This window comes from Streptomyces lacaronensis (genome assembly GCF_047337785.1).
Taxonomy (GTDB): domain Bacteria; phylum Actinomycetota; class Actinomycetes; order Streptomycetales; family Streptomycetaceae; genus Streptomyces; species Streptomyces lycopersici.
This window is the reverse complement of the sequence record NZ_JBLHDK010000003.1, coordinates 10,852,821-10,875,567: the sequence shown is the minus strand read 5'-3', so window position 1 is coordinate 10,875,567 and position 22,747 is coordinate 10,852,821. Positions and strand designations below refer to the sequence as shown.

The window sequence follows — 22,747 nt, the reverse complement described above, 5'->3', positions numbered from 1 at the left end:
TCTGCTTGGGTGATGCCGATGCCGGTGTCAGCTGTGGTGTCAGCTCCGGCTCCGGTGTCAGCTCTGGCTCCGGGCGGGGATGATGTAGTCGGGGTCGGCCGTCCGTGGCGGCTCGCGCCGGGCCATGGCGGCGTCGATCGCGGGCCGGAGCCGGGCCGCCTTCAGCCGTTCGGCGGTCTCGTCGCGCTCCTTGAACTCGGGCATCACCTCGTTGGCGAAGAGCTCCAGCGATGCGCAGATGTGCTCGTGCCGGGTACCGCCGCCCTGGACGAGGAAGATCGCCTGGTCCAGCCCGGCCTCCTCGTGCAGCCGCAGGAAGTCGCGTATCTGGCGCGGAGTGCCCACCGCGCCCCGGGCCGGATTGCCCAGTGGCATACCGGGCTTGCCGAAGGAGGAGCGGCCCATGCCGTGCTTGCCGCGGTCGCGCTGGAACTCCTCCCACAGCCGGGTGCGGCCCGGTGCGGCGGTGCCGAAACCCGCGTAGAAGCCGAGGCCGAAGTTGAAGAACTGGACGCCGTCGACGGCGCGTTCCACCGCCGTGGTCTCGTCCTCGTGGCAGAACATCGGAATGGTCGCGGCGATTTGGGCATTGACCGCGAACCCGGCGGGCACGCAGTCCGCCGACTCGATGCCCGAGTAGTAGGCGTCGACCCACTTCTTGGTCTCCGCCGGTCCGAAGAAGGAGAAGTTCAGCGCCCCGAGGCCCTTGGTGGCCGCGATGCGGATCGCGTCCCGGTTTCCGCAGGCCATCCACATCGGCGGATGTGGTTTCTGCCGCGGCTTGGGCAGCACATTTCGGATGGGAGCGGACACATACGTGCCCTCGCACCCGGCGAAGGGTTCCTCGACGAACATACGGGAGACGGCGTCCACCGCCTCCGCCCACTGGTCCCGTTTGACGGAGCGCTCCACGCCGAAGCCGCCCAGCTCGGTGGGGGTGGTGGACTCACCCGTGCCGAAGTCCACGCGCCCGTCGGAGAGCAGATCCAGCGTGGCGATCCGCTCGGCGACCCGTGCCGTCGGATTGAACCCCGGGGGCATCAGGGCGACCGCGTGGCCGATGCGGATGCGGCTGGTGCGCTGGCTGACCGCGCCGAGGAACACCTCCGGCGCCGACATGTGCGAGTACTCCTCCAGGAAGTGGTGCTCAGGGCACCACACATGGTCGAAGCCCAGCCGGTCGGCCAGCTCGATCTCCTCCAACGTCTCCTTGAACAGGCGGTGTTCGGAGTCCTGGGTCCAGGGGCGGGGCAGCTGGGCCCCGTACAGCAAGCCGAATTTCATGGCGCATCATCACTCTCATGTGCTGGTCGTCGGCGGCGGGCTGGGACGGGCCATGGGCCGGGACGGGGATGGCGGCACCGGTTCGGTCAGTCGCGACCGTCCCAGTACGTGTCGAGCACCTTCGCGCGCTGTTCCGGATCGACGAGGAGCGTGACCTTCTCATGGCCGTCCTCCACGATCGTGAACATGTTGTTGGTGAGGAAGACCTGCCCCTTGTCGATGGCGCGCCTGCGCCGACGCATCGCGGCCAGGATGGCCGGGCCATTGCCCTCACCGACACCGGCCCAGGCGTCATAGGTCCTGGGCCGGGTGGTGAAGCGGTAGGTGGTGCGCCAGTCGTGGTCCAGAGTCTTGGCCTGCAGCACGAGATAGCCGTCCCGCCGGATCAGCCGGAACGCACAGCCGTACTGCCACTGCACCTCCTCCTCGGACAGACGCAGCGGCTCGGTGAAGCACAGACCGGCATGTCCTACGTCGGCCAGCCACTCCTGCCCCTCGATACGGACGAGCATCAGCATGTGTTCGGGGTCGGGGGCGAAGGTGTCACCGGGCAGATACGTGCCTCCGCTGATGACGTCCAGGTCATAGCCCAATTCGCGGAGCAACCGGGCGAACAAGGTGTTCAGCTCCAGACACATGCCACCGTCGCCGGTCGGCACGATGGCCTCGAACGCCTTGTCGATATCTATGTCGGCCATGTTCTCCGCGCTGAGGCGGTGGGTGTGGTTGGTGTCGTAGGGGACCGTCATCAGATGGCTGCGGTGCAACTGCCGCAGGTTCGGCAGGGTGGGGGCGGGCGGCTGGGAGAACCCCAGATGCGCCAGGTATGTGTCCGTGCTGAACATGTGCGATCCCTTTCTTGCCGCTTCGGTCGGTGCCGGTCCGCTGAACCGGGTGTGCTGGGCCGAGTCACTCCCGGGCGGCTCCGGGGGCCGGCACGGCTCCGGGAGGATCATCCGGATCGGCTTTCTCCAGTTCGTCCCGCAGTTGCCAGGCCAGCATCCGGAGAGTCGGGTGGTCGAAGACAAAGCTGGGAGGCAGCCGCAGCGCGGTGCGCTTGGCCAGGCGATCGCGTAGTTCCACCGCCATCAGTGAGTCCAGACCGATCTCGGTGAACAGAACTTCGGGGTCGAGGGTGGCGGCCGCCGAGTGTCCCAGAACCCGAGCGGCCTCCTGCTGCACCATGTCCAGGAGAATCCGCTCCCGCTCCTCGGGGGTGGCCCCGGCCAGTCGGCCGGTCACCAGGCTCTGATCGGCCGTGGCCCGAGGAGCAGTGGCTCGGCGAGCCGCCGGGGCGAGCCTGTGCAGCAGCGGGTGGACCGCCCCGCTGGCGGCTTGGGCACGGAGCGCGCCGAGGTCCAGTTTGAGGGGAAGGACCGTGGGTTCGCGCGTGCGCAGCGCGGTATCGAACAGTTCCATGCCCTCGGCCGGGGACAACGGGGCGACACCGCCGCGTGCCATACGGCGCTGGTCGGCGTCGCCGAGGCGGCCGGTCATCCCCGTTCCGGCGGCCTGCTGCCACATACCCCAGGCCAGGGACACGGCGGGCAGCCCCTGGGCCTGGCGCTGATGGGCCAGCGCGTCGAGGTAGGCGTTGGCGGCGGCGTAGTTGCCCTGGCCCGCGTTGCCCAGGGTGCCGGCGGCGGAGGAGAAGAGGACGAAGGCGGAGAGGTCCAGGCCCCGGGTCAGCTCATGCAGATGGAACGCCCCGTCCACCTTCGGCCGGAACACCGCGTCCATACGCTCCGGAGCCAACGCCGTCAGCACACCGTCATCCAGAACACCGGCCGTATGCACCACCGCCGACAACGGAACATCCCCGGGAACGGCATCCAGCAGCCCGGCCACCGCATCCCGCTCCGCCACATCACACGCGACGATCCGCACCCGCGCCCCCGCCCCCACCAGCTCCGCCTCCAACTCCGCGGCACCGGGCGCCCCAGACCCGCTCCGACTCGCCAACACCAGACTCCGCACCCCATGCACCGCCACCAGATGCCGCGCCACCACCGCGCCCAACGCCCCCGTACCGCCCGTGACCAACACCGTCCCACCGGAACCCAAACCACCCGGACTGGCTTGGGGCACATCCGCGATACGAGTGAGGTGTCGGGCGAAGCAGCCGGCCTCGCGCAGGGCCAGTTGGCGCTGGTCACCGGCGAGCAGTTCGGGTAGCAACGCGGTTGGTATCGGCGCTTCGTCGATGTCGAGGAGGAGAATCCGCCCAGGGTTCTCCGCTTGTGCGGACCCCACCAGGCCCCATACGGCGGCCGCTGCTGGATCGACCGGATCGGCCTCCCGGACGGCGACAGCCCCCCGCGTCACCACGACCAGCCGGCTGGACGCCAACGAGGGCTCGGCCAGCCACGCCTGTACGACCCGCAGCACCCTCCCGGTCAGCTCCCGCGCATCGGCTCTACCGCCGCCGAGGTCCAGCAGCAGCACGTCCGGCTGGAAAGCCTCCGGGGTCGTGGCCAGGTGGTGTACGTCCTCGGTGTCGCCCACCGATACGGGTTCCACGGTCGTACCGTCCGGCCGAACCGGCAGTTCCTCCCAGGCGATGCGGAACATCCGGTCCGCCGTCGCCGCCGTCCCGAACTGCTCGGCGCTGACCGGTCGGGACACCACCGAGCCCACCGAAGCCACGGGGGCACCGCTCTCATCGGCCAGTTCCAGGGACATGGTGTTCGGACCGGACGGTGTCACACATACCCGCAGCGCTGAGGCGCCGGAGGCATACAACGCCACCTCGCGATAGGCGAACGGCAGCACGAGCTCCGCATCGGCTTCATCGCGATCGTGGAAGGCGATGGTGTGCATGGCGGCATCGAGGATTGCCGGGTGGAGCCCGAACCCCGCCGCCTGGGCCCGATGTTCCTCCGGCAGGGCCACTTCCGCGTACACCGCGCCATCCAGCCGCCAGGCCGCCCGCACCCCCTGGAACACCGGCCCATACCGATAGCCGACCTGTTCCAGACCGTCATACAGGCCCTCCACTTCTCCCGGATCCACCGCCACGGCACCCGCCGGAGGCCACACCGACAGCCCCACATCAGGAGCGGAGACCCCCTCCGCACGGCACAACGTCCCTGTGGCGTGCCGCACCCACGCAGCACCCAGACCGGCATCCTCCGCCCGCGAATACACCCGTACGCCGCGCCGACCGCCCTCATCGGCCTCCGCCACACTCACCCGCACCTGTACCGCCCCGCCCTCCGCCAACACCAGCGGAGCCTCCATCACCAGCTCCTCCACCCCACCGCAACCGACCTCATCACCGGCCCGCACCACCAACTCCACAAACGCCGCCCCCGGCAACAACACCACACCCGCAGCCACATGATCAGCCAGCCACGGATGAGACCCCAACGACAACCGCGAGGTGAACAACACCTCACCCGACCCCGGCACCTCCATCACCGCACCCAACAACGGATGCTCCACCCCCGCCAGCCCGGCAGACATCACATCACTGGCCCCACCCCCGTTCCCCACCAACCAGTAATGCTCCCGTTGGAACGCATACGTCGGCAGATCCGAGACATGGGCAGGCAGAACCGTGTTGCCGAACAGGGCACCGAAATCCAGGCGTACGCCTGCCACATGCAGATGAGCGACGGCAGACATCAGCGCCCGGGGCTCATCGCCCTCCCGCCGCAACGACGGCACCACCACGGACTCTCCGGCCAACCCCTCAGGAAGACAGTCCCCGACCATCGCGGACAGCACCGCATCCGGCGCCAACTCCAGGTACGTGCTGACGCCATAGTCGGCAAGCGCCCGCACACCATCCGCGAACCGCACCGCCGAACGCACATGCTCCACCCAGTACTCGGGGGAACGCACCGTCTCCGGGTCTGCTAGCCGCCCGGTCACGTTGGACACCAGGGGGATCGCCGGGGCAGCGAACGACACGTCGGCGATCGCCTCCCGGAACTCCTCCAGCATCGGTTCCATACGGGCGGAGTGGAACGCATGCGAAACCGCCAGACGCCTCGTCCGGCACCCCTGCCCCGACAACTCCTCCGCCACCCGCAACACCGGCTCCTCATCACCGGAAAGCACCACCGCCGCAGAACCATTCACCGCCGCGATACCCACCCCCTCCCCCAGCAACGGACGCACCCGCTCCTCACCCGCACCCACCGCCACCATCGCCCCACCCTCCGGCAACCCCTCCATCAACCGCCCCCGCGCCGCCACCAACACCGCCGCATCCTCCAACGACAACACACCCGCCACATGCGCCGCCACCACCTCACCCACCGAATGCCCACCCACCACATCCGGCACCACACCCCACGACTCCACCAACCGGAACAACGCCGTCTCCACCGCGAACAACCCCGCCTGAGCAAACACCGTCCGCTCCAACAACTCACCGTCCCCGAACACCACCTCCCGCACCGAACCCGACACCCCACCCGCACCCAACTCCCGGCCCAGCGCCTCACACACCACATCGAAGACCTCCCGGAACACCGGAAACGCCTCATACAACCCACGCCCCATCCCCACCCGCTGACACCCCTGACCAGCGAACAACACCCCCAACCGACCACGCACCACCGAACCCGACACCACACCCACACCCGACTCACCCCGCACCACCGCACCCAACCCCGCCAACGCCTCCTCCCGACCCCCCGCCACCACCACCACACGATCCGACAACCCCGCCCGACCACAACCCAACGCGACACCCAGCTCGCTCAGATCGAGCTGCGGCTCGTCCGCGAGGAAGGACCGCAGGCGTCGCGCCTGGGCCCGCAAGGCCGTGTCACCACGCCCCGACACCACCAGCGGCACAGGGACGCCCTTCGGCCAAGACATCGCCGGGCCGGTCGGCTCGGTCCCCGGCGGCGCCGCCTGTTCCAGGATGACGTGGGCGTTGGTGCCGCTGACCCCGAACGCGGACACACCAGCCCTGCGCGGACGCCCCACCTCCGGCCACACGCGCTCCTCGGTCAGCAGTTCCACCGCACCCGCCGACCAATCCACCTGCGACGTAGGCTCCTCCACGTGAAGTGTCCGAGGTGCGATGCCATGCCGCAGCGCCAACACCATCTTGATCACACCGGCCACCCCCGCAGCCGCCTGCGCATGGCCGATGTTCGACTTCAAGGACCCCATCAACAGCGGCCGATCGCGGTCCTGCCCGTATGTGGCCAGCACCGCCTGCGCCTCGATGGGATCGCCCAGCGCCGTACCCGTGCCATGCGCCTCGACCACATCCACCTCGGCGGCCGACACACCCGCACTGGCCAGTGCCTGCCGAATAACACGCTGCTGCGACGGACCATTCGGCGCCGTCAGACCGTTCGACGCACCGTCCTGGTTCACCGCACTGCCCCGCACCACCGCCAACACCCGATGGCCAAGCCGCTCCGCGTCCGACAACCGCTCCAGCGCCAACACACCCACGCCCTCGGCCCACCCCGTACCGTCAGCCGAGGCGGCGAAGGACTTGCACCGGCCATCGACCGACATGCCGCGCTGCCGCGAGAAGGCGATGAAGATGCCGGGCGTGGGCATCACCGTGACACCACCGGCCAAGGCGATCGAACACTCACCGGCTCGCAACGCCTGAGCCGCCAGATGCAACGCCACCAGGGACGAGGAGCATGCCGTGTCCACCGCGACGGACGGGCCCTCGAAGCCAAGCGCATAGGACACCCGTCCCGACAGCACGCTGGCCGAGGCGCCGAGGCCCAGCATGCCCTCGAGCTCGGCCGGCACCGACTCCACACCCGACCCATAGTTGTGGTAGGTCACACCGGAGAAGACGCCCACGTCCTTGCCCCGCAGGGTGGTCGGGTCGATTCCGGCCCGCTCCAGCGCTTCCCACGATGTTTCCAGCATCAGACGCTGTTGCGGGTCCACGGCCAGCGCCTCACGTGGCGAGATACCGAAGAAGCCCGCGTCGAACTCCCCGGCATCGTGCAGAAACCCACCTTGGTGCGCATAGCTGGTGCCGGGGTGGTCCGGGTCCGGATGGAAAAGGTTCTCCAGATCCCAGCCACGGTTCACCGGGAAGTCGCTGATCCCATCCCGGCCCTGAAGCACCAGCTCCCATAGCTCTTCCGGCGTGGAGACTCCTCCCGGCAGTCGACACGCCATGCCCACGATCGCCACCGGCTCGGTCGACACAGCTACAGACGCCGATGTCGGCTTCGCTGCTTTCTCCAGGGCCTGCGCCGCTGCCGTGTCCCCGATGAGCTCGTCACGTAGAAAGTCGGCGAGAATCAGGGGCGTGGGGTAGTCAAAGAGCAGGGTGGTCGGCAGAGTCCGGTCGGTGAGTGCGTTCAGACGGTTGCGCAACTGCACGGCGGTGGCCGAGTCGAACCCGATCTGGTTGAACACCATGTCCGGTTCAATGGCATCCAGCGAGGGATGGCCCAAGACGCCTGCCGTCTCCTGGCGAACGGTCTCCAGCAGGATGCGTTCCTGCTCCTGCGCTGACTCCCCACGAAGGCGAGCGGTCAACGCGCCGGTCTCCTCGGACAGTTCGGCCATGCCCGGAAGCTGATCGTCTGCGGATGCCGCGTCGGCGGGGGCCGCGCTCTTGAGCCAGTAGTGCTGGTGTTGAAAGGCGTAGGTCGGCAGATCCATCGCCACGTGCGCGGGGACGTTGCCGAGCAGGGCGGACCAGTCGACGGGGACACCGCGTACGTACGCCTCGGCCAGGGAGGTGAGCATGCGACGCATACCGCCCTCGTCCCTGCGGAGTGTCCCGGTCACCACGACCGGCGCGGCGTCCGCTTGCTCCGCCGCCGCCTCGATGCTCATCGTCAGCACCGGATGCGCGCTCACCTCAACGAACGCCCGGAAGTCCTCCTCCAGCAGGCGCTCGATGGACGGGGCGAACCGGACGGTGCTCCGCAGGTTCCGGTACCAGTACCCCGCGTCCAACTCTGCCGTATCCACCCACTCCGCCTCCACCGTGGAGAAGAACGGGATACGCGAGGACACCGGCCGGATGCGCGACAGCGACCCGACCAACTCCTCCTCAATCGCCGCCACCTGCGCCGTATGCGAGGCGTAATCCACATCGACCCACCGCGCCCGCACCCCCGACCCCTCACACTCACCCACCAACTCCCGCAACGCCTCCAGCTCACCAGCCACCACCACCGACAACGGCCCATTCACCGCCGCCACCTCAACCCGACCCGCCCAAGGAGACACCAGCAACTCCGCCTCGCCCACCCCCACAGCCAGCGACACCATCCCGCCACCGCCCGAGAGCCCCGCCGCGATCGCCCGACTACGCAACACCACCACCCGCGCCGCATCCTCCAACGACAACCCACCCGCCACACACGCCGCCGCAATCTCCCCCTGCGAATGACCCACCACCGCCGACGGCACCACACCAGCCGCCAACCACACCCGCGCCAACCCCACCATCACCGCAAACGACACCGGCTGCACCACATCCACCCGCTCCAACAACCCCGCACCCCCCACACCCCGCACCACATCCACCAACGACCACCCCGTCAACGGATCCAACACCCCCGCACACTCAACCAAACACTCCGCAAACACCTCCGACTCTCCCAACAACTCCGCACCCATCCCCACCCACTGCGCCCCCTGACCAGGAAACACCAACACCACCCGACCCCGAACATCAGCCCTCCCCGCACCACCACCCTCCGCCACCACCGCCAGCCCCGCCAACGCCTCCTCCCGACCCCCCGCCACCACCACCGCACGATCCGACAATCCAGCCCGACCACAAGCCAACGCCACCCCCAGCTCCACCAAACCCACACCCGGATGACCCTCAACGAAGTCCAGCAACCTCCGCGCCTGCCCCCGCAACCCCGCACCACCACGCCCCGACACCACCAACGGCACCACACCACCACCCGAAACCCCCGACACCACCCCGACAGCCACCTCCGGCGCCTGCTCCGGCGCCTGCTCCAAAATCACATGCGCATTCGTCCCACTCACCCCGAACCCCGACACCCCCGCCCGACGCGGACGCCCCACCTCAGGCCACACCCGCTGCTCAGTCAACAACTCCACCGCACCCGCCGACCAATCCACCCGCGGCGACGGCTCATCCACATGCAACGTCCTCGGCAACACCCCACACCGCAACGCCAACACCATCTTGATCACACCAGCCACACCCGCAGCCGCCTGCGCATGACCAATATTCGACTTCAACGACCCCAACCACAACGGACGCCCCTCAGGCCGATCCTGGCCATACGTAGCCAGCACCGCCTGCGCCTCAATCGGATCACCCAGCGCCGTCCCCGTCCCATGCGCCTCCACCACATCCACATCACCCGCCACCAGCCCCGCACTCGCCAACGCCCGCCGGATCACCCGCTGCTGCGACGGACCATTCGGCGCCGTCAACCCATTCGACGCACCATCCTGATTCACCGCACTACCCCGCACCACCGCCAACACCCGATGACCGTTCCGCTGGGCGTCCGACAACCGCTCCACCAGCAGCACCCCCGCGCCCTCGGAGAAGCCGGTGCCGTCCGCCGACGCCGCGAACGCCCTGCAACGGCCGTCCTTGGACATCCCGCGCTGCCGCGAGAAGCCGACGAAGATGCCCGGGTTGGCCATGACGGTCACGCCTCCGGCCAACGCCATCGAGCACTCGCCCAATCGCAGCGCCTGTACGGCCAGATGCAACGCCACCAGCGACGAGGAACACGCCGTATCCACCGCGACAGAGGGACCCTCGAAACCGAGGGCATAAGACACCCGCCCCGACAGGACGCTCGCCGATGTGCCCGTTCCCATGACCGCCTCGAGCTCCTCGGGGATCCGCGCACCGGAGCCGTAGCTGTGGTACGTCACCCCGGAGAAGACGCCGATGTCCTTGCCCCGCAAAGCGGTCGGGTCGATACCGGCGCGTTCGAAAGCCTCCCAGGAGGTCTCGAGCATGATGCGCTGTTGCGGATCCATCGCCAGCGCCTCACGTGGCGAGATCCCGAAGAAGCCCGCGTCGAACTCCCCCGCGTCGTGCAGAAAGCCACCCTCGCGGACATAGCTGGTGCCCGGGTGGTCCGGATCCGGGTCGAAGAGGTTCTCCAGATCCCAGCCACGGTCCTCCGGAAACCCGCCGATCGCGTCACCGCCGGACACCACCAGGTCCCACAGCTCCTCCGGCGTGGTCACCCCACCCGGCAACCGGCACGCCATCCCCACGATCGCGATCGGTTCCGACAGGCCGCGACGTATGTCGGCGTTCTCCCGCTCGAGCCGCTCGTTCTCCATGAGCGTGACACGCAGCGCTTCGACGACCTTCGCTTCGGGAGTGGTCATCCCGGCCTCCGCATTTCGAACCGACATTACTTCCCGGCCTTGCTCATGGCTCGTTGCACCAGACTGGCGACATCCATATCGGCGATCGCGGCAGCCGGTCGCTCCTCCGCCGACTGCCCGTCCACCTGCTGCTCCGCTTCGGGTTCCCGGACCAGCGCCATGAGGGTGTCGAGGATGCCCAGCTCCTGGAAGCGGCTCAGCGGTGTGCTGGCCAACGCGCGGCGCAGGTCCTCCTCCCTCCCAGCGAGACCCCGCTCAGGTGGGGCATCCGGGCAGAGCTTCGTCCGCAAGTGGCGCATCAGGGCGGTGGGCGTCGGATAGTCGAAGACCAGCGTGGCCGGGAGCCGTGTCCCGGTGTGGTTGGCCAGCCGGTTGCGCAGTTCCACCGCTGTGAGGGAGTCGAAGCCGATTTCGTTGAACGCCAGGTCCGGCCCGATGGCGTGGGCTGATGCGTGGCCCAGTACCCGAGCCGCCTCCCGGCAGACCAGGCCGAGCAAGATCTGCTCCTGCTCCTCGGGCGTGGCCCTGGTCAGGCGCTGGGTGAAGGCGTCCAGATCGGCGGCCGTCCGCGCGATGCGCCGACCCTGCCGGACGAGGCCACGGAGCAACGGTGGCACTGGTCCGGTGGTGGCGCCCTGGGCCCGCAGTGCGCCCAGGTCCAGTTTCATCGGAAGCACCACCGGCTGAGGCATGCGCAGTGCGGTGTCGAACAGTGCTCCGCCTTCGTCCTCCGACAGCCCGGCCACTCCCCCGCGCGCCATGCGCCGCTGGTCGGCGTCGGTGAGGTGGCCGGTCAGCCCGACCCCCGCGCCCTGTGCCCACAGCCCCCACCCCAGGGAGATGCCCGGGAGCCCCTCGGCGCGGCGCCGATGTGCCAAGGCGTCCAGGAAGGCGTTGGCCGCCACATAGCTCCCCTGCCCCGAACTGCCGAGCGTCCCCGCGGCCGAGGAGAACAGGACGAAGGCCGCCAGATCCAGGTGCCGGGTCAGCTCGTGCAGATGGAGTGCGGCGTCCACCTTCGGGGCGAAGACCATGTCCAGCCGCTCCCTGGTCAATGCGGTGATCACACCGTCGTCCAGCGCTCCCGCGCTGTGCACCACGGCGGTCAGCGGTGCGTCTTCGGGCAGCGAGGACAGCAATCCGGCCAGGGCGTCGCGGTCTGCCACATCGCATGCGGCAATCCGTACCCGCGCGCCGAGTGAGGTCAGTTCCCGCTCCAGCTCGGTGGCGCCGGCGGCCTGGGGTCCGCTCCGGCTGGTCAGCACCAGATTCCGTACGCCGTGCTCGGTCACCAGACGCCGGGCGGCCACCTTGCCCAGCGATCCGGTACCCCCCGTGATGAGCACGGTGCCGTCCGGGTCAAGTCGGCGCGGCAGGGTGAACACGTTTTTGCCGATGTGCTGCGCCCGGCTCATGAAGCGGAAGGCGGCCGGAGCGCGCCGGACGTCCCATACGGTCATCGGTGGCGGGGTCAGCACCCCCTTCTCGAAGAGGTCGACCAGCTCGGTCAGCATCCGCTGGATGCGCTCGCCACCGGCCTCGGCCAGGTCAAACGCCCGATAGGCCACGCCGGGGTGCTGATTGCCCACCTCTTCGGCGTCCCGTATATCGCTCTTGCCCATTTCGATGAACCGGCCGCCCCTGGGCAGCAATCGGAGTGAGGCGTCCACGAAGTCTCCGGCGAGGGCGTCCAGCACCACATCGAAGCCACGGCCGCCGGTCATCTTGAGGAACCGCTGCTCGAACTCCATGGTCCGGGAGTTGGCCAGCCGTCCGTCCGGGACACCGGCGGTACGTGCCGCGTCCCACTTGGCCGGGCCGGCGGTGCCGTAGACCTCGGCGCCCCAATGCCGTGCCAGTTGCACCGCGGCCATGCCGACGCCACCGGCGGCGGCGTGGATGAGGACCGACTCCCCGCGCTCCAGCCGTGCCAGGTCCCGCAGCCCGTAGTAGGCGGTGAGGAATACGCAGGGGACCGCGGCCGCCTGCTCGAAGGACCACCGCTCGGGCATGTGGACGAGAGTGAGGCAGTCGGCGACGGCGATGGGGCCGCCCGCGCCCTCGAAGAGCCCCATGACGCGGTCGCCCGGAGCGAAGCGGGTGACGCCGGGGCCGACCTCCGTGACCACACCCGCGCCCTCGTTGCCGATGCTGATCTCGCCGGGGTACATGCCCAGCGCCATCAGCACATCGCGGAAGTTGAGCCCCGCGGCACGTGTCTCGATCCGGACATGGCCCGGGGGCAGTGGCGCCAGTGCCTTCGGCGACGGCAGCAGCGCCAGGCCATCGAATGTTCCCGGGCCGCGGGTGCCCAGCTGCCACGCGGGTTCTCCCTCGGGCGCCACCAGTGCCTCGTCGGCCGTCGCCCGGGTCAGACGGCGTTGGTGGCAGACGCCCGCTCGTAGTGCGAGCTGTGGTTCGTCTCCGGCGAGCAGGGCGGGCAGAAGGGTGGGCAGGGCCTCCGTGGAGGCCGGTGCGTAGTCCAGGTCGAGGAGCAGGATTCGCCCGGGGTTCTCCGACTGTGCGGTGCCGACCAGCCCCCAGGCCGCGGCGACCGCCGGATCGATCGGATCGCTGTCCCGGACTCGTACCGCGCGCCGTGTCAGCACCAGCAGACGTGAGTCCTCCAGCGTGGGCTCGGTCAGCCACGTCCGCAGCACGTCCAGCACTTGGCCCGGCAGCTCATGCGCACGGGCCGCGCTGATGTCGTCGGCTACGGCATCGTCGGTGCCGATCTCGTACCGCAACACCGGTGGCGCCGCGACCGGCGCGTCGGCTCGGGTGGCCAACTGCCGTACGTCCTGCGCGGTGTGTACGGAGACGGTGTCCAGTGGTACATCGGCGGTGTCGACCCGCAGCTCCTCCCAGCCCACGAGGAACATCCGGTCGGTCGAGGTCCGTGCGGCGGCGTCCAGCAGCGCCGCCGGCATCGGCCGCGACACCAACGACTCGACCACCGCCACCGCCGCCCCGCTCGGATCGGCCAGCCGAAGGCCCACCCCTTCCTTGCCGTTGGGTGTGATACGTACGCGCAGTGCCGAAGCGCCGGAGGCGTGCAGGGACACTCCCCGATAGGCGAACGGCAGGGTGGGCCCTGTCTGGTCATCGGTACGGTCGCGGACCGCGGTGGCGTGCAGGGCCGCGTCGAGCAGTGCGGGGTGCAGCCCGAACGCGGTGGCTTCGGCCGACAGCTCCTCGGGCAGGGCCACCTCGGCGTAGATCTCGTCGCCCCGCGTCCACACGGCCCGCAGACCACGAAACGCGGGGCCGTATCCGTAACCGCTCGCCTCCAGCTCCTCGTAAATGCCGCGCACCCGCTCCTCCGGGACCGCCACCGCCCCGGTGGGGGGCCACTGCGTCAGGTCCGCGTCCAGGTCATCGGGGGTGTCCTGGGCAAGCGTGCCACTGATGTGGCGGGTCCAGGGGGTGTCCGTGTCACCGTCCTGGCCGCGTGAGTGCACTGCCACCGGGCGTCGGCCGGAATCGTCCGCCGCGCCGACGCTCACCCGCAGCTGAACACCGTCGCGCTCGGGCAGCCTGAGCGGTGCTTCGACAACAAGCTCTTCGACGGCACCACAGCCGACCTCGTCACCGGCGCGCACCGCCAGCTCCACGAAGGCCGCCCCGGGCAGCAACACCGTGCCCGCGGCCGTGTGGTCGCCCAGCCACGGATGCGTACGCAACGACAGCCGGGAGGTGAACAGCAAGCCCCCCGACTCGGGCAGTTCGGTCACGGCGCCCAGCAGTGGGTGCTCGGCCCCCACAAGCCCCAGCGCGGTCGCGTCCACCGATCCGCCTCGCCGTCCCAGCCAGTAGTGCTGACGCTGGAAGGCGTAGGTGGGCAGATCCATCGCGGCGTGCGCGGGGACGTTGCCGAGCAGGGCGGACCAGTCGACGGGGACACCGCGTACGTACGCCTCGGCCAGGGAGGTGAGCACGCGACGCATGCCACCCTCGTCCCGGCGGAGTGTCCCGGTCACCACGACCGGCCCGGCGTCCCCTTGCTCCGCCGCCGCCTCGATGCTCATCGTCAGCACCGGATGCGCGCTCACCTCAACGAAGGCCGCAAAGCCTTCCCCGATCAACCGGTCGATCGACGGGGCGAAGCGCACCGTGCTCCGCAGATTGCGATACCAGTACCCCGCGTCCAACTCGACCGTATCCACCCACTCCCCCTCCACCGTGGAGAAGAACGGGATACGCGAGGACACCGGCCGGATGCACGACAACGACCCGACCAACTCCTCCTCAATCGCCGCCACCTGCGCCGTATGCGAGGCGTAATCCACATCGACCCACCGCGCCCGCACCCCCGACCCCTCACACTCCCCCACCAACTCCCGCAACGCCTCCAGCTCACCAGCCACCACCACCGACAACGGCCCATTCACCGCCGCCACCTCAACCCGACCCGCCCAAGGAGACACCAGCAACTCCGCCTCACCCACCCCCACAGCCAGCGACACCATCCCACCACCGCCCGAGAGCCCCGCAGCAATCACCCGACTACGCAACACCACCACCCGCGCCGCATCCTCCAACGACAACCCACCCGCCACACACGCCGCCGCAATCTCCCCCTGCGAATGACCCACCACAGCCGACGGCACCACACCAGCCGCCAACCACACCCGCGCCAACCCCACCATCACCGCAAACGACACCGGCTGCACCACATCCACCCGCTCCAACAACCCCGCACCCCCCACACCCCGCACCACATCCACCAACGACCACCCCGTCAACGGATCCAACACCCCCGCACACTCAACCAAACACTCCGCAAACACCACACTCGACTCCAACAACTCCGCACCCATCCCCACCCACTGCGCCCCCTGACCAGGAAACACCAACACCACCCGACCCCGAGCGTCCGCGCGTCCCACCACATCGCTACCGGCCACCTCACCCCCCGCCACCGCCTCCAGCCCCGCCAGCGCCTCACTCCGGTCCCCCGCCAGCACCACCGCACGTTCCGACAACCCCGCCCGCGACGCCGCCAAGGAGCGGGCCAGATGGCCCAGTTCCACGTCCGGCCGTCGCTCCACAAAGTCCACCAGCCGCCGCGCCTGCCCCCGGAGCCCCGCCCCATCGGAGCCCGAAACGACCAACGGCACCACACCACCCGGAGCCTCCGACACCACCACCGGCGCCACATCAATCGCCGCCTCCGGCGCCTGCTCCAAAATCACATGCGCATTCGTCCCACTCACCCCGAACCCCGACACCCCCGCCCGACGCGGACGCCCCACCTCCGGCCACACCCGCTGCTCAGTCAGCAGCTCCACCGCACCCGCCGACCAATCCACCTGAGGCGAAGGCTCATCCACATGCAACGTCCTCGGCAACACCCCACACCGCAACGCCAACACCATCTTGATCACACCAGCCACACCCGCAGCCGCCTGCGCATGACCAATATTCGACTTCAACGACCCCAACCACAACGGACGCCCCTCAGGCCGATCCTGGCCGTAGGTCGCCATCAACGCCTGGACCTCGATCGGATCACCCAGCGTGGTGCCGGTGCCGTGGCCCTCCACGGCGTCCACATCGCCCGCCACCAGGCCCGCACCCGCCAACGCCTGCTGAATCACCCGCTGCTGCGACGGACCATTCGGCGCCGTCAACCCATTCGACGCACCATCCTGGTTCACCGCACTGCCCCGCACCACCGCCCACACCCGATGACCGTTCCGCTCCGCAACCGACAACCGCTCCAAAACCACCACACCCACACCCTCAGCCCACCCCGTGCCATCCGCCGAGGCCGCGAACGACTTACAGCGGCCGTCTTCGGCCATGCCGCGCTGCCGCGAGAAGCCGACGAAGGCGCTGGGGGTGGACATGACGGTGGCCCCTCCGGCCAGGGCCATCGAGCACTCGCCGGAGCGCAGCGCCTGCGCGGCCAGGTGGAGGCCCACCAGTGAGGAGGAGCATGCCGTGTCGATCGTCATCGCCGGACCCTCGAACCCCAGCTCATAGGCGACCCGACCGGTGAGCACGCTCGCCGAGCTGCCCGTCATCAGATAGCCCTCGACGCCCTCGGGGACCGTGTCCACGCCCGTGGCGTAGTCCTGGTTGAGAGTGCCGAAGTAGACACCAATGTCCTTACCACGCAGACCAGTTGGGTCGATTCCGGCGCGCTCCAACGCCTCCCATGACGTCTCCAGTAACAGCCGCTGCTGCGGATCCATCGCCAGCGCCTCGCGCGGCGAGATCCCGAAGAAGCCCGCGTCGAACTCCCCCGCGTCGCGCAGAAAGCCACCCTCGCGGACATAGCTGGTGCCCGGGTGGTCCGGATCCGGGTCGAAGAGGTTCTCCAGATCCCAGCCACGGTCCTCCGGAAACCCACCGACCGCGTCACCGCCGGACACCACCAGGTCCCACAGCTCCTCCGGCGTGGTCACCCCACCCGGCAACCGGCACGCCATCCCCACGATCGCGATCGGCTCCGACTGCGCGGCCTCGATCTCGGTGAGCCGCTGCCGCGCCTGGTGCAGGTCGGCGGTCACCCGCTTGAGGTACCGGACCAGCTTCTCGTCGTTCTCCACCGAAGGTCACCTTTCCCTTCACTCGTAGGCGCGGTCGGAATCCGCCGGGTCCACGATTCCGAACTCGTCGTCGATGAAGGCCAGTACGTCGTCGACCGACGCCGCCTCGAGCGTCGCTTCGATGTCGGCGCCTCCGGCCGGCCCGGGGGCATCGGTGCTGAGTTTGGCCGCCAGCGCCCGGAGCCGGGCGGCGGCGCCCGTGTTCTTGGCACCGTCCGGTGGCCGGCCGGCCACCAGTTCTTCGAGCCTCGCCACTTCGGCCAGCACCGGGTCCTGCGTGGCCTCGGCGCCCAGGCGGGTGTCCAGGTGGTCCGCCAGGGCGAGGGGCGTGGGGAAGTCGAAGGCGAACGTGGCGGGGAGTCGCAGCCCGGTACGGGCGAGGAGCCGGTCCCGTAGCTCGATCGCCGTGAGCGAGTCGAAGCCGACGTCGGTGAAGGCCGCCTCGGCGCCGATACGGCCGACCGAGGCGTAACCGAGCACATACGCCGCCTCCCCCCGGACCAGGTCGAGCAGGATCGCCTGCCGGTCCGCGGGGCCCGCCCCGGCCAGTCGCACAGTGAGCGCCTTGGCGTCGTGCGCATGCGCCGACTGTGCCTTCTGCCGGCTCCGCCGGGGCTGGGGGACCAGCCCGCGCAACAGTGGCGGCACCGCACCGGTGGCGGCCTGGGCCCGCAGTGCGCCGAGGTCCAGTTTGATGGGGAGGACCGTGGGTTCGCGCGTGCGCAGCGCGGTGTCGAAGAGCTCCATGCCCTCGGCCGAGGTCAGCGCCGCGAGTCCGTCGCGCGCCAGTCGGCGGTGGTCGGTGTCGCCGAGCTGCGCGGTCATCCCCGTGTCCTGGGACCACATGCCCCAGCCGAGGGAGAGCGCGGGAAGCCCTTGGGCGACGCGGTGCTGTGCCAGCGCGTCGAGGTAGGCATTGGCGGCGGCGTAGTTGCCCTGGCCGGAGCTGCCGAAGGTGCCGGCGGCGGAGGAGAAGAGGACGAAGGCGGAGAGGTCCAGGTCCCGGGTCAGCTCATGCAGATGGAACGCCCCGTCCACCTTCGGCCGGAACACCGCGTCCATACGCTCCGGAGTCAACGCCGTCAGCACACCGTCATCCAGAACACCGGCCGTATGCACCACCGCCGACAACGGAACATCCCCGGGAACGGCATCCAGCAGCCCGGCCACCGCACCCCGCTCCGCCACATCACACGCGACGATCCGCACCCGCGCCCCCGCTCCCACCAGCTCCGCCTCCAACTCCGCGGCACCGGGCGCCCCAGGCCCGCTCCGACTCGCCAACACCAGACTCCGCACTCCATGCACCGCCACCAGATGCCGCGCCACCACCGCGCCCAACGCCCCCGTGCCGCCCGTGACCAACACCGTCCCACCCACGTCCACACCGCCCACTCCGGCCTCGGGCGGTTCCACCACCCGGGTGAGCCGCCGTAGGAAGCACGCTCCGGCGCGGACCGCGGCCTGGGTCTCGTCGGCGGCGAACAGGGCGGGGACGAGGGTGCTCAGCGTCGCGTACGAGGACGGCTCGTTGTCGACGTCCAGCAGCAGGATCCGGCCGGTGTTCTCCGACTGCGCGGTGCCGACCAGCCCCCATACGGCGGCAATCGCGGGGTCGACCGGCTCGCCCGGATCGACGGCGACCGCGCCCGTGGTCAGCACGACCATCCGCGTGCCGTCCAGCACGGGTTCGGTCGACCACGCCTGGACGACTTCCAGTACCCGGCTGGTCAGCTCGCGCACACTTCCGGTCTCGGCCACCTCGACCGTCACGGCGTCGAACCGGTCACCTCGCTCGGCCAGCGCGCGCACATCCTCGGCCGTGGCCACCCGCACCGCGCCCAGTGGGGTGCCGTCCGGCGCCGGCGCCGTCTCCTCCCATCCGGGGCGGAGCAGACGGTCATGCGTCGATGGGGTCTTGAACTGCCCGGGCTCGACCGGGCGGGACACCATCGAACCCACCGAGGCCACCGGGGCGCCGGTCTCATCGGCCAACTCCAGCGTCAGGGTGTCCCCTCCGGCGGGCAGCACCCGTACCCGTAAGGCCATGGCACCTGTGGCGTACAGCGCCACATCGCGCCAGACGAAGGGCAACGCCGTCCGCTGGTCGGCACGCTCCGCACGGTGCTGGAACGCGGCGGCGTGCAGGGCCGCGTCGAGGAGTGCCGGATGCAGCCCGAACCCCGCCGCCTGGGCCCGATGTTCCTCCGGCAGGGCCACTTCCGCGTACACCGCGCCATCCAGCCGCCAGGCCGCCCGCACCCCCTGGAACACCGGCCCATACCGATACCCGGCCCGCTCCAGACCGTCATACAAGCCCTCCACTTCCCCCGGATCCACCGCCACCGCACCCGCCGGAGGCCACACCGACAGCCCCACATCAGGAGCGGAGACCCCCTCCGCAGGCCGCAACGTCCCGCTCGCATGCCGCACCCACGCAGTGCCCACGCCCGCTTCCTCCGCCCGCGAATACACCCGCACCACACGCCGACCGCCCTCATCGGCCTCCGCCACACTCACCCGCACCTGTACCGCCCCGCTCTCCGCCAACACCAGCGGAGCCTCCATCACCAGCTCCTCCACCCCACCGCACCCGACCTCATCACCGGCCCGCACCACCAACTCCACAAACGCCGCCCCCGGCAACAACACCACACCCGCGGCCACATGATCAGCCAGCCACGGATGAGACCCCAACGACAACCGCGAGGTGAACAACACCTCACCCGACCCCGGCACCTCCATCACCGCACCCAACAACGGATGCCCGACGCCCACCAAGCCCGCGGACGCCACATCACCCACCGCTCGCCGCTCCCCCATCAGCCAGTAGTGCTCCCGCTGGAAGGCGTACGTCGGCAGATCGACCGAACCGGTATGCGTTCCGCCCAGCACGGTCGCCCAGTCCACATGCACGCCACGCGTATGGCAGGTGGCCAGAGCCGTGACAAGGGCGCGGGTCTCGTCACCCTCCCGACGGAGGGCCGGTACGAAGGCGGCGTGCCCGTCGTCCAGGCACTCGCGGCCCATCGCGGACAGCGTGCCATCGGGGCCCAGTTCCAGATACGTACTCACCCCGTACTCGGCAAGCGCCCGCACACCATCCGCGAACCGCACCGCCGAACGCACATGCTCCACCCAGTACTCCGGCGAACACACCACCTCCGCATCCACCAACTCCCCGGTCGCGTTCGACATCAGAGGAATCTCGGGGGCCGCGAACGAGAGGCCCTCAACCACCCGCCGGAACTCCTCCAGCATCGGTTCCATACGGGCGGAGTGGAACGCATGCGAAACCGCCAGACGCCTCGTCCGACACCCCTGCCCCGACAACTCCTCCGCCACCCGCAACACCGGCTCCTCATCACCGGAAAGCACCACCGCCGCAGAACCATTCACCGCCGCGATACCCACCCCCTCCCCCAGCAACGGACGCACCCGCTCCTCACCCGCACCCACCGCCACCATCGCCCCACCCTCCGGCAACCCCTCCATCAACCGACCCCGCGCCGCCACCAACACCGCCGCATCCTCCAACGACAACACACCCGCCACATGCGCCGCCACCACCTCACCCACCGAATGCCCACCCACCACATCCGGCACCACACCCCACGACTCCACCAACCGGAACAACGCCGTCTCCACCGCGAACAACCCCGCCTGAGCAAACACCGTCCGCTCCAACAACTCACCGTCCCCGAACACCACCTCCCGCACCGAACCCGACACCCCACCCGCACCCAACTCCCGGCCCAGCGCCTCACACACCACATCGAAGACCTCCCGGAACACCGGAAACGCCTCATACAACCCACGCCCCATCCCCACCCGCTGACACCCCTGACCAGCGAACAACACCCCCAACCGACCACGCACCACCGAACCCGACACCACACCCACACCCGACTCACCCCGCACCACCGCACCCAACCCCGCCAACGCCTCCTCCCGGCCCCCCGCCACCACCACCACACGATCCGACAACCCCGCCCGACCACAACCCAACGCGACACCCAGCTCCGGCACCCCCACCTCCGGGTGGCCCTCGACGAAGTCCAGCAGCCGACGCGCCTGGGCCCGCAACCCCGCATCACCTCGCCCCGACACCACCAACGGCACCACACCCCCCGGAGCCTTCGCCACCGGCGCCGCTTCAGCCGCCGCTTCCGGAGCCTGCTCCAGGATCACGTGGGCGTTCGTCCCGCTCACCCCGAAGCCCGACACCCCCGCCCGGCGCGGACGCCCCACCTCAGGCCACGTCCGCCGCTCGGTCAGCAGTTCCACCGCACCCGAGGACCAATCCACCTGTGGCGAAGGCTCATCCACATGCAACGTCCTGGGCAATACCTCATGCCGCAGCGCCATCACCATCTTGATGACCCCGGCCACGCCCGCCGCGCCCTGGGTATGGCCGATGTTGGACTTGAGCGAGCCCAGCCACAGCGGGCGGTCCTCCGGTCGCCCCTGGCCGTACGTGGCCAGCAGCGCCTGCGCCTCGATCGGGTCGCCCAGCGCCGTGCCGGTCCCATGGGCCTCCACCACGTCCACTTCGGATGGACCAAGGCGCGCATGGGCCAGTGCCTGCCGGATGACACGCTGCTGCGACGGACCGTTCGGGGCGGTCAACCCATTCGACGCGCCGTCCTGGTTCACCGCACTGCCCCGCACCACCGCCAACACCCGATGGCCAAGCCGCTCCGCGTCCGACAGCCGCTCCAGCAGCAGCACTCCCGCGCCCTCGGAGAAGCCGGTGCCGTCCGCCGCCGCGGCGAATGCCTTGCAGCGGGCGTCGGCGGCGAGTCCGCGCTGACGCGAGAAGCCGATGAACGCCCGGGGCGTGCCCAGGACGGTGACGCCACCGGCCAGCGCCATCGAGCAGTCCCCCGCCCGGAGGGCGCGCGCCGCCAGATGGAGTGCCACCAGGGACGCGGAACACGCGGTGTCGACCGTGACGGCGGGGCCCTCGAATCCGAAGGTGTAGGAGATCCGGCCGGAGAGCACACTTCCGGCGTCGGAGGTCATCAGATAGCTCTCCAGGGCCTCGGGCAGCTCCGGCAGCCCGGCTCCGTAGTCGCTGCCCGCGAACCCGGAGAAGACACCGACGTCCTTGCCGCGCCACGCGGTCGGGTCGATCCCCGCCCTTTCGAACGCCTCCCAGGAGAGCTCGAGCATGATGCGCTGCTGCGGGTCCATCGTGACCGCCTCGCGCGGGGAGATCCCGAAGAAGCCCGCGTCGAACTCCCCGGCGTCATGCAGAAATCCGCCCTCACGGACATAGCTGGTGCCCCGGTGGTCGGGGTCCGGATGAAACAGATCTCCCAAGTCCCAACCACGGTTCACGGGGAAGCCGGTGATCCCGTCCCGCCCGTGCACCACCAGCTCCCACAGCTGCTCCGGGGACGACACCCCGCCCGGAAGCCGGCAGGCCATCGCGACGATCGCGATCGGCTCCGTCTTCTCGGCCTCCAGCTCGCGGACCCGCTTCTGGGAGCGGCGGGCGTCCGCCAGCACGCGCTTGAGGTAGTCGCGCAGCTTCCCGTCATCTGCCATGAGTGTTCACTCCCGAAGGAAACGGTGGCGTCTGCTGGAGGGTCGGC

The 22,747-nt window shown here is 69.7% G+C and carries 5 protein-coding genes; all 5 read right to left on the bottom strand.

The window, feature by feature from the left end; all coding sequences use genetic code 11:
- Positions 1-57: 57 nt before the first annotated feature.
- Positions 58-1,284 carry an LLM class flavin-dependent oxidoreductase gene (locus ACMTAK_RS46970; RefSeq protein WP_413811821.1) on the bottom strand — a complete coding sequence of 409 codons (1,227 nt, stop codon included), beginning with the start codon at positions 1,282-1,284 and terminating at the stop codon, positions 58-60.
- 86 nt (positions 1,285-1,370) lie between these two features.
- The gene (locus ACMTAK_RS46965) at positions 1,371-2,129 is read right to left on the bottom strand and encodes an arylamine N-acetyltransferase family protein (RefSeq protein ID WP_413811820.1); all 759 of its coding nucleotides are present in this window, start codon (positions 2,127-2,129) and stop codon (positions 1,371-1,373) included.
- Positions 2,130-2,193: 64 nt separating this feature from the next.
- Positions 2,194-10,557: a type I polyketide synthase gene (locus tag ACMTAK_RS46960; protein WP_413813209.1), complete on the bottom strand. Its 8,364-nt coding sequence runs from the start codon at positions 10,555-10,557 to the stop codon at positions 2,194-2,196.
- 59 nt (positions 10,558-10,616) lie between these two features.
- Positions 10,617-17,147, bottom strand: a complete 6,531-nt coding sequence (locus ACMTAK_RS46955; protein ID WP_413811819.1) for an SDR family NAD(P)-dependent oxidoreductase — start codon at positions 17,145-17,147, stop codon at positions 10,617-10,619.
- A gap of 18 nt (positions 17,148-17,165) precedes the next feature.
- Positions 17,166-22,700: a type I polyketide synthase gene (locus tag ACMTAK_RS46950; RefSeq protein WP_461773835.1), complete on the bottom strand. Its 5,535-nt coding sequence runs from the start codon at positions 22,698-22,700 to the stop codon at positions 17,166-17,168.
- Positions 22,701-22,747: the final 47 nt, after the last annotated feature.

Coding starts and splice junctions, on each gene's coding strand:
- ACMTAK_RS46965 (WP_413811820.1), bottom strand. CDS start 2,129: ATGTTCAGCACGGACACATACCTGGCGCATCTGGGGTTCTCCCAGCCG.
- ACMTAK_RS46970 (WP_413811821.1), bottom strand. CDS start 1,284: ATGAAATTCGGCTTGCTGTACGGGGCCCAGCTGCCCCGCCCCTGGACC.
- ACMTAK_RS46950 (WP_461773835.1), bottom strand. CDS start 22,700: ATGGCAGATGACGGGAAGCTGCGCGACTACCTCAAGCGCGTGCTGGCG.